The sequence below is a fragment of the Rhizobium sp. 01N447_2 genome (genome assembly GCF_056399245.1).
This window is the reverse complement of record NZ_JBFTQY010000070.1, coordinates 21944-33185: the sequence shown is the minus strand read 5'-3', so window position 1 is coordinate 33185 and position 11242 is coordinate 21944. Positions and strand designations below refer to the sequence as shown.

11 protein-coding genes are annotated in these 11242 nt (G+C 59.8%); 2 read left to right on the top strand and 9 right to left on the bottom strand.

Features of this window, described 5'->3' with window-relative positions; genetic code table 11:
* Nucleotides 1-21: 21 nt before the first annotated feature.
* A complete protein-coding gene (locus AC1ECN_RS31155) occupies nt 22-1677 on the top strand; it encodes an alpha-keto acid decarboxylase family protein (protein WP_477955089.1) in 1656 nt (551 codons plus the stop codon).
* A gap of 251 nt (nt 1678-1928) precedes the next feature.
* Here AC1ECN_RS31155 and AC1ECN_RS31150 read toward each other — a convergent pair whose 3' ends face one another.
* From AC1ECN_RS31150 to AC1ECN_RS31110, 9 genes are all read right to left on the bottom strand, one after another.
* Entirely contained in the window at nt 1929-3281 is a 1353-nt protein-coding gene (locus AC1ECN_RS31150; protein ID WP_164582126.1) for an NAD(P)/FAD-dependent oxidoreductase, read from the bottom strand.
* 1 nt (nt 3282) lies between these two features.
* The gene (locus AC1ECN_RS31145; protein ID WP_130689972.1) at nt 3283-4170 is read right to left on the bottom strand and encodes a dihydrodipicolinate synthase family protein; all 888 of its coding nucleotides are present in this window, start codon (nt 4168-4170) and stop codon (nt 3283-3285) included.
* Between the two features lie 48 nt (nt 4171-4218).
* Nucleotides 4219-4926 carry a GntR family transcriptional regulator gene (locus AC1ECN_RS31140; protein ID WP_130673635.1) on the bottom strand — a complete coding sequence of 236 codons (708 nt, stop codon included), beginning with the start codon at nt 4924-4926 and terminating at the stop codon, nt 4219-4221.
* 215 nt (nt 4927-5141) lie between these two features.
* The gene (locus tag AC1ECN_RS31135) at nt 5142-6176 is read right to left on the bottom strand and encodes an L-idonate 5-dehydrogenase (protein ID WP_130689973.1); all 1035 of its coding nucleotides are present in this window, start codon (nt 6174-6176) and stop codon (nt 5142-5144) included.
* Nucleotides 6177-6186: 10 nt separating this feature from the next.
* Nucleotides 6187-7593 (bottom strand): TRAP transporter large permease, encoded by a 1407-nt coding sequence (locus tag AC1ECN_RS31130; protein ID WP_024322044.1) that lies wholly within the window; start codon nt 7591-7593, stop codon nt 6187-6189.
* A gap of 4 nt (nt 7594-7597) precedes the next feature.
* Entirely contained in the window at nt 7598-8170 is a 573-nt protein-coding gene (locus tag AC1ECN_RS31125) for a TRAP transporter small permease (protein WP_018068277.1), read from the bottom strand.
* Between the two features lie 117 nt (nt 8171-8287).
* A complete protein-coding gene (locus AC1ECN_RS31120) occupies nt 8288-9262 on the bottom strand; it encodes a sialic acid TRAP transporter substrate-binding protein SiaP (RefSeq protein WP_018068276.1) in 975 nt (324 codons plus the stop codon).
* A 23-nt stretch (nt 9263-9285) separates the two neighbouring features.
* Nucleotides 9286-10044, bottom strand: a complete 759-nt coding sequence (locus AC1ECN_RS31115) for a FadR/GntR family transcriptional regulator (protein WP_164582128.1) — start codon at nt 10042-10044, stop codon at nt 9286-9288.
* 191 nt (nt 10045-10235) lie between these two features.
* Nucleotides 10236-10541 carry a hypothetical protein gene (locus tag AC1ECN_RS31110; protein ID WP_024322042.1) on the bottom strand — a complete coding sequence of 102 codons (306 nt, stop codon included), beginning with the start codon at nt 10539-10541 and terminating at the stop codon, nt 10236-10238.
* Between the two features lie 266 nt (nt 10542-10807).
* Here AC1ECN_RS31110 and AC1ECN_RS31105 point away from each other — a divergent pair, with 266 nt between their 5' ends.
* On the top strand, nt 10808-11191 hold the full coding sequence (locus AC1ECN_RS31105) for a nuclear transport factor 2 family protein (RefSeq protein WP_018068273.1): 384 nt from the start codon (nt 10808-10810) through the stop codon (nt 11189-11191).
* Nucleotides 11192-11242 lie beyond the last annotated feature (51 nt).

Here is an 11242-nt window from a genome sequence, read left to right as displayed (position 1 = left end):
CAACAGGGGAGCCGTTGGAACATGGGCGAGACATACACGGTTGGACAATATCTGGTCGACAGACTTCGCGAACTGGGCCTGGGACACCTGTTTTCCGTAGCGGGCGATTATTCGATCGAATGGGTGAACAGTTATGTCGAGAAAAGCGGTATTCAGGTCATCGAGGAGGTGAATGRACTGAATGCCGGTTATGCGGCCGACGGCTATGCGAGACTGAAAGGCATTGGTGCGCTTTGCGTTACTTATTCCGCAGGCTCGCTTTGTGCAACAAATGCGATCGCCGGATCTTACGTCGAGAAAGTGCCGGTCGTTCTGATCAACGGTGCGCCAAGCATCAAGAAAACGCTCACATTCGAACAAACCGGCTACAGTGCGCATCACTTCATCAGCGGGCGGGAAACGGATCTTCAGGTGTTCGAATATATAACGGCCGCTGCCGTCCGCATCGATAGCCCTCATCTTGCGCCAATGCTCATAGATTATGCGCTGACGCAGTGCATCACCGAAAGACGTCCAGTCTATATCGAGTTGCTGGAGGATATGGTGGACCTGGAATGCACGCGCCCGTCGAATGCTTTAAAAGCGGCGCCGGACATATCCGACGAGGACAGTCTCAATCAGTCGATCGCGCAAATCAGCGAAAGATTGCAAAATGCCACCAAACCCCTGATCTGGATCGGTGTCGAGATCGACCGGTTCGGCCTTCACGACCAGGCGGAGCGGCTCATTCGAGCCCTCAAGATTCCCTACGTGACCGAGCTTTTGAGCAAGGCCATCCTATCGGAAGACGATGTCCAATTTGCCGGGGTATTTGATGGCGAATCGTCGTCACCCTATGTCCAGTCGTTGGTCAAAGACTCCGACTTCGTATTGGCGCTGGGCGTCTGGTTGACTGATATCAATGATTTGGGCTGGCCTATCGATCTCGATAAAACCGCATTCGCCTCCTGGGATACAGTGAAATATGGCACGATCTTCAACGCAGAGGTTTCGCTGGCGGATCTCGTCAACGGCTTGATTGACAAAAGGCTGACGTGCAAGGCCCAAAGTCTTCCGGCGAAAACAGCCCGGCAAGCGCCGGCCGTGAATCCGGCAGGCGAAATTACCTATCAGGGCTTCTACGATTTCATTCAGCAGCAGATCGACGGAAATACTATCGTTGGTGCCGACGCGAGTTTGAATTATTTCGGGAGCTTGCTTCTTGAAGTGGGTGCTCGCCGCGGTTTCATCGTACAATCATCCTATTCGGCGATCGGTTATATCGGTCCCGCCGCGACCGGGGTTTCGCTGGCGAAGCAAGATAAACAGAGGCTACTGGTCTTTGCGGGGGATGGCGGGTTTCAGATGACCGCTCAATGCCTCTCGACACAAACCCGCTTCAATCTCAACCCGATCATCTTCGTGATGGACAACGGCATCTATGGCGTGGAGCAATGGCTTGCCGATGCATCGGTTTTCCATGGTAACAAGCCGTTTTACAATTCATGCATCCTGCACCGATGGAATTACAGCAAGTTGGCAGAGGTCTTTGGCTGCCAAGGCTGGAAAGTGGACACCTATGGCGAACTCGAGGAAGCCATAAATGGCGCGAAAGAAAACCTGAACAGTCCGTCCATCATCCAGGTCGTCGTGCCTCAGCGGTCGATCCCCGATAATGCGAACTGGAAAGCAAACTAGAATGGCCGATGCCGCAGAAATTCTGGGGCTTCAGTCCTTGCTGGACCGCTACCCAACACCGCGGTTCTTATAGCCTCAGCCCAGCGCTGACACCATCACAGTAGGTTCAGGGAAGCGTCGCTGGCCAACACAGCTCCCCTCTGCCGCTATAGCGTTTATTTATAGCGAACCGATCGATTCGGCATTGCCGGAACGGCTCACCGTCCGGCAGGACGAACCGCCGGGTGATACAATGGTGATGTCGTCCCTCGTCACTCGGATCCTGCAGTCCACTCGCGATAGGCGAGGTGGATCTTTGCTCCGATCGTCGTGAAAGGCTGCGGCGGCAATGCCGTCGGGGCAGCCAGGCGCGCGTAGACGCGGCCGAGTTCGGAATCATGTCCGAGCGTCAGCTCCGCAGCCGCGATCCCTGATGCCGTCGAGTTCGATGCTCCAAGGCCGTTGCAGCCGCATGCCGCGAATACGCCACGCTCGATCTCACCGAATGCCGGCACATGATTGCGTGTGAGCGCCATCGCACCGGCCCAGCGATACTGCATCCCGACGCCGCTAAGGGTGGGAAAGCGTTTGGAGAACTTGCCGTCGTGGAGGCGGCCGGCTCGCTGGATCGCGGCGTCGCTGACTGCGATGCTCGGATTATAGCTGTAGCGGGAGCGCACCAGGATTCGGTCGCCGGTGCCGGTGCCGGTGCTGATGCGGCGGACGGTCGTTCCCATCGGCAGGGCGGGAGTGGCGGCCCACTTCCGTTCTCCACTGAGGCGCGAGGGGTCGAACGCCTCGGTGAGGGAGGCGTAGGTGAAGACGTGAAGCAGGCGTCCACGGAAGAAGCCGAAGCTCTCCGCATGTCCATTGTTTGCCATGATGATCTTCGCCGCCTGCACCGAACCCTGCGGCGTCTTGACGAGCCAGCCCGTACCGAGGCGTTCGAACGAGAGCGCCGGCGTCCGCTCGTAAAGGGTGACCGGCTTCTTCAGGCAGTCGGCGACCCCGCGAATGTAGGCGGCGGGCTGCACGATGACCGTACCGGGCGTGAACAGACCGGAGGTGTAGACCGGCGATCCCGTGACCGCTCCGATCTCCCTGGTCCTCAGGAGCCGATGGTCTTCGCCCATTTTCGAGAGCTGCTGCGCATAGTCCTCGAGGTGCTTGTCGCCTTCCGCGCTGATGGCGACGCTGTATCGACCACAGGGATCGAACACGTTCTTGCCCCAACCGTTTTCGGTCGCCATCTCGGTCGCCAGAGCAATAGCCGAGCGCTGTATGAGCACGGACTGTCTGAACCTGGCCGCCGACTCTCCGCTGAAACCATCGGACGAGACCTCGTGGGGCAGGTCGATGATGAAGCCCGAATTCGCGCCCGCCGGCCCCTCGCCGACAATACCCGCTTCCAGCACGGCGACCCGCGCGGTTGGGTCCAGGCGTGAGATGCGCCGGGCCGCGGAAAGCCCTGCGAAACCGCCGCCTATGATTGCGACATCGGCAATGACCGAACCGTTCAGCGTGGACTGTGGCGTGCGCGGCGCAAGCGTGGCCACCCAGCCCGAAACGCCTGCGCGTTTCGGAAGCCTGGATGCAACGAAGACGTTCCTTGCGGCCTGGGTCACGTCAGATTGCTTCCCGCTCCATGAGCGTTTCGAGCGCGCGCCGGACGGCCGGAAGCTTTTCTGGGGCAAGCCCGCGCAGCGGCTTTCGTGGAACGCCGGCGCCGTAGCCCACCAGATCTGCCGCCGCATAGACGGACTGCACGTAGTCGCCTTCCCAGATCAGCCCCATCGACGGCTCCAAGATTTTCCAAAGGGCGCGAACCTCGTCCCACTTGTGCTCAGCGGCGGCCTCGACGAGGGCGACGCAGGTTCTCGGAGCGAAGTTCGCCCCACCCCAGATCAGGCCGTTGCATCCGGCATAGAGCGCGTAGGGAACGAGAGGGTCAGCGCCATTCATGACGAAACGGCCGGTGCGGATAAGTGCTGCCTGCTTTCCAAGATCGCCGCTGCTGTCCTTGACGGCACAAAAGCCGGGGATTTCGCTCAGCTTGTCGAGAAGTTCGGGCGTGACGGCGACGCCGACCGCTTGGGGAACGTTGTAGCCAATCACCGGAAGACCGGCCGTCGCAACCTCGCTGTAGAAATCGACGATGCCTTGGTCGTCGGTCGGTCCCTCGAAGAAGGGCGGAAGAACCATGACGCCTTCGGCGCCAGCGTCGCGCGCGCGGATAGTACGCTCGATGACGTCTTCCACGAGGAGAGCGGAGGTCTGCGCAATCACCTTTGCCCGTCCGTTGACGATCCGCGCTCCGCGCCGGATCAACTCCTCGGATTCCTCCTTGGAAAGGTAGACGTGCATGCCGGTGCCGGAGCTGAACAGGAAGCTCTTGACGCCTGCTGCGAGGTAGCGCTCGACATTGTGTTCGAGCCTGCCGTAGTCGATGCGTCCGGCATGGTCGAACGGCGTCGTAATGGCAAGATTCAGGCCTGGAAACTGGAAGTTAGACATTCGTTTTGTGTCTCGCGTTAGGCTACCGAAGGGTCAAGCCAAATGGTCCTAGAGGGTCGGGGTCTCTAGGCCCTCTGGGGCCGCGTACATGGCCATGTTTCGTCGTGAAAGCTCGAGGTGAAGCCGCGCCAGTTCTCCGGCTGCGTCGGGATCACGTTTCCCGATCGCTTCGATCATCTCGTCATGTTGTTGGGTGGCGAGTTCGAGCTCTTCCTGCATGCGAGGCGTGTTCGGGTGCTTGTAGAAGACCTTGCCGATGCGCGCATGGTCGATCTGCAGTCGCCGCAGGCTCGGAACGAGATAGACGTTGTGTGCCATCTCGCCGATCTGTCGGTGGAACTGGTCGTTGTAGAAGACGCGCCCCTCGACGTCGCAATTGTCGACGGCCTTTCGAAATGACTGCTGCATCTGCTTGAGCAGGTCGAGCTGCCCGCGCGTTCCATTCTCGGCCGCCAGCTTGTTGGCGGTGATGTAGATCATCGGTGCAAGAAGGAAGAAGTCATGCAAGGACTGGTAGCTCATCGAACTGACGCGCGCCGCCCGGTTGGCTTCCAGCTCGATATAGCCTTCGCCAGCCATCTGTCGCATCAGCTCGCGAACCGGCGGGCGGGAYAGGCCGAACTCCTCGCTCAGCGCCACTTCGTCCAACACCGCACCCGGCGGCAGCTCCATCGTCAGGATGCGTCTGCGGAGCGTCAGGCTCAGATTCACTTTGCGATCGGGGCTGCCGATCTCGGAGATAATGTCATCGTCCATCTCATAATCCTTTTGAAAGACATTATGTAGACATAAGATAGACGTCAAGAATTTCCTGAGACTCTGGAATCGAATCCGCTCGCCGGCTCAGCGATAGGGCAGTGTCGGGTCAGGGGAAGGTTGCTGCCTTCGTGGTGAAGCGAATGCTGCGTCGGCCTAGCGGCCTTCGATGCTCATCGCCCCGCCGAGCACAGGTGCGAGTTCCGCGACGCGCTTTAAAAGGTCAGTTGCACCTTGCAGGCCGCCGTACGGTCGCCCGCGAGGGTGAAGGCTGCGGTGGCTTCTTCGAGCGGCAGGCTATGGCTGATGATCGGCCGCACATCGATCTTGCGGCTGGAGATCAGCTCGACGGCGGTACCGAACTCCTCATGGAAGCGCTGCGTTCCGTGGAGCTGAAGCTCCTTGCCGACGATGGCGTTGAGAGGGATCGGGACGTCTCCCGTGACGCCGACCTGCACGATCGTTCCGCGCGGCCTGATGGCGGCAATCGCGCCGCGGATGGCCGGAGCGGCGGCCGAGCATTCGATAACGAGATCGAAATAGCCCTTTCCCGCCTCGTATTCTGCAAGCGCCGGGGCATCTTTGGAAACATTGATCGTGCGGCTGGCGCCCATCGCTTTGGCCCTGTCCAGAGCCGCATCCGCGAGATCGGTCACCACGATCTCGCTTGCGCCGTGATAGGAGGCGACGGCGACCATCAGGGCGCCGATCGGGCCGGCTCCGGTGACCAGCACGCGTTTGCCTGTGATATCTCCTGCGCGCGATGCCGCGTGCAGGCAGACGGAGAGCGGCTCACTGCAGGCCGCTTCTGCAGCAGTTGTCGCAACTCCGACTGCAAAGCATTGCTTGGCCGGCACCACCAGCCATTCCCGGAACATGCCCTGCTCATGCGGCAGGCGCATCGCACTGCCCATGAAGCGCATGTCCAGGCAGTGGATCGGCATGTTTTTCTGGCAATATTCGCAATGCCCGCAGGGTTGGCTGGGACTGACCGCCACCAGCGTACCGGTCTTCAGGTCGACCCCCTCGCCCGCTTGGCTCACCGTCCCCGAGGCCTCGTGGCCGGGTATGATCGGCTCGCGAACCCGGACTGGGCCGAAACCGCCGTCCTGATAATAATGCAGGTCGGAGCCGCAAATCCCTGCGGCTGCCATTTTGAGAAGCACCTCGCCGGGACCAGGGGCCGCAACCGCGGCGGTCTCGATCCTGAGATCGCCCTTTTGGTAAAGCCGTGCCACACGTGTCCGCATCGTGTCCATCCTATCTCAACAGTCCAAGCTGCTGCGGCAGCCACAGCGATATGGCGGGCACGAAGGTGATCAGGATCAGCGCCAGGAAGAGCGGCACCAGCCAGGGCAGGATCGCCATGGTCGTGCGTTCGACGGAGAGTTTCGCGACCCTCGACAGCACGAAAAGCACCATGCCGAGCGGCGGGTGCAACAGGCCGATCATCAGGTTCAGCGTCATGATGAGGCCGAACTGGACCGGATCGATCCCGAATTTCAGGACGATCGGCAGAAGGATCGGCACGAGGATGGTAATGGCTGCGATCGTATCCAGGAAGCAGCCGACGAAGAGCATCAGCAGGTTCACGAGGATCAGGAAAACCCATTTATTGTCGGTGATCGACAGGATCGCATCGGAGAGCAATTGGGCCGCCTGGCTCACCGTCAGCAGCCAGGCAAAGACCGATGCCGCGGTGACGATGAAGAGAACGGATGCCGTCGTCTCGATCGTATCGAAACTTGCCTTGGCGAGCGTCGAGGGCGTCATCGTGCGGTAACGCACCAGACCGAGGAACAGGGACCAGAGGACGGCTGCGACGGCGGCCTCCGTCGGCGTGAACCAGCCCATCGTCATGCCGCCGATGAGGATGACAGGCGTCATCAGCGCCATGACGGCGGAGAAGCGGAAATACCAGTCGAGGGCAAGAAGCAGGGCAAGGGCAATGCCCGCCGCAACATTCATCGATACGCCCGCCTGCATCAGCAGATAGATGGCCAGCGGCACTGCCAAGACGACGACGATTTCCATCCCCGCCGACAGCAGCTGCCTCACATCGAACGGCGCATCGGAGCCCCAGCGCTTCCAATAGGCAAAGGCGGCGACGGTTATCATCATCAGGAGCGTCATGACAATGCCGGGCAGGATGCCCGCCATGAAAAGAGCGCCGATCGATACGTTCGCCATCATGCCGTAGATCACGAAAGGCAGCGACGGCGGGAAGATCGGGCCGAGCGTTGCCGAAGCCGCCGTCACGCCGACCGCGGCCTCGACCGGATAGCCGTGATCTTTCATCGCCTTGATCTCGATCGTGCCGATACCCGCTGCGTCGGCGAGCGCTGTGCCCGACATGCCGGAGAAGATCACTGAACCGATGATGTTGACTTGCGCGAGACCGCCCTTCATCCAGCCGACAAGAGCGACGGCAAAGGAATAGATGCGGCCGGTGACACCGGCTGAGTTCATCAGGTTGCCCGCGAGGATGAAGAAGGGCACGGCGAGCAGCGGGAAGCTTTCGACGCCGGCGATCATGCGCTGGGCGACGATGATGTCGGGCGCGACGCCATAAAGGACGATGTAAAGCACGGATGCGACGGCCATAGAGATGGCAACGGGCACCCCGACCAGCATCAGCACCAGAAACGAGCCAAGAAGCAGCAGCATCGGATCAATCCTCGACGGTCTGGAATTCTTCGGGGCGCTCCAGAACGGAGTAGCCGCGGCGCATGTTGGCGATGAAGACGACGATCGCGCGGATCAGCATCAACACGAAGGCGATGAGAACGCTGTAGAAGACGATGTTGCGCGGCAGATCGATGGTGACCATCTGCTCGTCCGCCACGATGTCGACGTAACGCCACATCAGATGGCAGCCATAGGCGAAGAAGCCGATGCGGACGATATCGACGAAAGTGGCGAGCACGCGTGCCAGGCCTGCTGGCATATAGTGATAGAACACGTCCACCTGGATATGCCGCGACGTGCGCACGCACATGACGGAACCGAGAAAGACGACACCGATCAGACAATTGATCGCGATCTCCTCGGTCCATGCGTAGCTGTCGTTCAGCACATAGCGCGTGAAGAACTGCAGGAACACGCAACCGGCCATCAGCCAGAAGACGAGCAGCGTGATCCAGTCCTCGATGGCATAGTCCGAGACGTTTGCGGTCGGCGCGTGCCCTTCGAACTCGTGACCGATTTCTTCGGCCGTGATTTGCGTATGAATTTCTTGCGACATGATCGGCCCTGTTCCAGATCGGAATGAAGGAGCGCGGCGTCTGCAGCAACCAAAGTGTTACAGCGTCCTTGCGCGTCTGAAAGACGCGCGGCGCTGTAAGGCGCCGCGCCGCGTAGTTTACTGGATCGCGCGGATTGCTTCCCAATCGGCCTTCTCGTAACCGAAATCCTCGAACTTGACCTTTTCCATCACGGTCTTTTCGAAATCGGCTTTGTCGACCTCGGTGACATTCAGGCCCTTTTCCTTGAAGGTCGCGATGAGGTTATTTTCCTTGCCGGCGATCGTCTTGCTGGTGCGCTCGGCCGCCTCCTGCATAACCTCGCCGAAGATCTTCTTGTCCTCGTCGGAAAGGCTCGCCCACCGCGTCTTCGAGATCACGGTGTTGAGGTGATCGACGATGTGGCCGGTGAGGATGATGTTCTTCTGGACTTCGTAGAACTTCTTCGCCTCGATTGTCGTCAGCGGATTTTCCTGTGCCTCGACCGTGCCGTTCTGCAAGGCGAGATAGACCTCGGCAAAGGCGATCGGCGTGGTGTTGGCGCCGCAGGCGCGCGGCATGGCGAGATAGGCCGGAACGTCAGGCACCCGGATCTTCAAGCCCTGCATATCGGCGCATTTGGCAATCGGCTTGTTTGATGTCGTATGGCGCGTGCCGTAATAGCTGACGGCGGCGATGTGGTTGCCGGTCTTGTCTTCATAGCCTTTGGCAAGACGCTTGAAGACATCGCTCTTGGTGTAGGCGATCAAGTGATCGGGACCGCGGAAGATATAGGGGAAGTAAGTCACGCCGATCGGCTTGTAGTCGCGTGCCGCGAAGCTCGATCCCGAGATGATGATGTCGACGGTCCCGAGCTTGAGGCCCTGGTTGATGTCGGCTTCCTTGCCGAGCTGCGATGCCGGATAGACCTCGATCTTGTAGCGCCCATCGGTGCGCTTGTTGATCTCTTCCGCGGCCCAGACAGAATCCGTGTGGAAGGGCTCTGACGTTTCATAGACATGCGCCCATTTCAGCACTGTCTGGGCATGCGCGATCGCGCTGCTCGCCATGATCGCGGCTGCAGTGCAAAGTATCGTTGCCAGTCTGCTTTTCATTGCTCTCTCCTCCCGAGCTTGGGTTAGGTCTTGGCAGTTCCTTTCGGCGGCCGCTTGTTGCGTCCGCGCTCCTCTTCCTCCGAAAACTCCTCCCCGAAGCTCTCGGAAAACCTCTTCTGCGACATTGTGAGATGGGCGCGCATGGCCGCCTTGGCGCCAGCGGCATCGCCGGCAGCGATCGCGTCGCGAATGGCCCGATGCTCGTCTAGGGCGCTGCGCCATGTCGTTGGCCCCTCGAAGTGGCTGGCGAGCCTTGCGAAATAAGGGGTCATGCGCATGTCGAACATCTCGCCCGTGACGCGGATCAATGTCGCATTCCCGACGATGGCGGCAATGCCGGTGTGGAAGGCGCGATCGGCATCGAGCACTGCGATTGCATCGTTGACCACGCCACCCATACTCGTCAGAGCTTCATCGAGCAGAGCGATATCGTCCGGTTTGGCGCGACCGGCAGCTTCTTCGGCGATGGCGCATTCGATAATGGCGCGCGCCTGCAGCAGCTCGAACGGCCCCTCCACCGGCTCGCGCTCGGCCCCGGTGACGGTCGCAGCATGCTGGCGCACCACATAGATGCCGGATCCCATGCGGATGTTGACGAGGCCCTCGACCTCAAGGACGATCAGCGCCTCGCGGACGGTCGGGCGTGAAACCGACAGTTGCTCCGCCAGGTCGCGCTCGGCCGGCAGCCGCTGGCCAACGGCAAGCTCGCCGCTGGCGATCATCAACCGAATCTGATCCGCGACCTGCCGATAAAGGCGGCGTGATTCAACAGGCGAAAACATCGTGGGCCTCCCTAGGCGAGCTTCTCCTCAAGCGCGCAGCTGGTCAACTGGCCTGACCAATTACCACTTGAATAGCATTGCTGGAGTTGTGCGTCAATCCGCCGCATAAACTCAGAAGGAGAGTTCAGGCCATAGGCCGAAGCCCGGCGCAAAGAACCCCGCCGAAGCGGGGTTCTTTGCGAATAGGGTGATCAATTGTTATGCGCTGCGCAGGCCTCATCCATCGGCGTGGCGTTGCTGGTGCCGCCTTGCGTTTGAAGATTGCTGGAGTTGTTGACCGGGTTGGGGCACTTGGTCCTGCCTGTCTTCATCGTGCCGCCGGTCGTGGAGTTTGTCGTGGTGGTGTCGGTTCCCATCGGTGTTTTGACCTTCGCGCCACCCTGATCGACGTGGTTCTTGTCGATCGTGGCCCCGGCTGGCGCCGGATTGGATTGGGCGAAAGCAGACGTGGCCATGCCAATAGCGAGAACCGAAGCTGCTACGAGTTTCATACGCATCTGATGTCCTCCTTGGGATCTTTGCGTGATTATTCAGAACCTCGCCAACACGTCATTGTTCCGCAACTGCTGCTTACAAATGCGCGAAACGCGGCAGCAACCGCCACCAGCGGCAATCTGAGTGTCGGGCACATCAGCAGCTTTATGGCTTTGCACGTTTTAATAGTAAAATATCTCGAAAACAATCAAACAGCGCTTAATGCTGACATATCGTGTCACTAACCCTCGGTAAGACCGTTTCAGCCAAACATCACCAACGAAAGGACATGACCATGGCTGAACACACCGGACGCGCGACAGCAATTGCCTGCACCTATATTGAAGCCATCTCCAGCAAAGACATCGACACTATTCTTGAACTCTCGGCCGAGGATGTCGTCTGCTCGTCGCCGATCGGCAAGCTGAGCGGCACGCAGGCATTTCGCGGCTTCCACGAAGGCTTTGCGCGCATGATCAAAAGCGTGAACATTCTCGCTGTCTACGGCGATGATGATCAGGCCGTCATCGTCTATGAAGCCGAAACCCATCCTGTTCCGCGCGCCTTGACCGTCGAGCTCATCACGGTCAACGGCGGGAAGATCGCATCCACCGACGTGATCTACGACTCCGCGCCGTTCGCCGAGTACATGGCGACGGTCAAGCCACACTGAACTTGCCCCAGAAGTTCTTCAAATGATCACCATCACTGCGGCAACAAGAGA

Excerpts from the sequence above, each read along its gene's own strand:
- AC1ECN_RS31115 (WP_164582128.1), bottom strand. The coding sequence starts at position 10,044 with ATGTTTTCGCCTGTTGAATCACGCCGCCTTTATCGGCAGGTCGCGGAT.
- AC1ECN_RS31105 (WP_018068273.1), top strand. The coding sequence starts at position 10,808 with ATGACCATGGCTGAACACACCGGACGCGCGACAGCAATTGCCTGCACC.
- AC1ECN_RS31135 (WP_130689973.1), bottom strand. The coding sequence starts at position 6,176 with ATGCGGACACGTGTGGCACGGCTTTACCAAAAGGGCGATCTCAGGATC.
- AC1ECN_RS31130 (WP_024322044.1), bottom strand. The coding sequence starts at position 7,593 with ATGCTGCTGCTTCTTGGCTCGTTTCTGGTGCTGATGCTGGTCGGGGTG.
- AC1ECN_RS31110 (WP_024322042.1), bottom strand. The coding sequence starts at position 10,541 with ATGCGTATGAAACTCGTAGCAGCTTCGGTTCTCGCTATTGGCATGGCC.
- AC1ECN_RS31125 (WP_018068277.1), bottom strand. The coding sequence starts at position 8,170 with ATGTCGCAAGAAATTCATACGCAAATCACGGCCGAAGAAATCGGTCAC.
- AC1ECN_RS31145 (WP_130689972.1), bottom strand. The coding sequence starts at position 4,170 with ATGTCTAACTTCCAGTTTCCAGGCCTGAATCTTGCCATTACGACGCCG.
- AC1ECN_RS31120 (WP_018068276.1), bottom strand. The coding sequence starts at position 9,262 with ATGAAAAGCAGACTGGCAACGATACTTTGCACTGCAGCCGCGATCATG.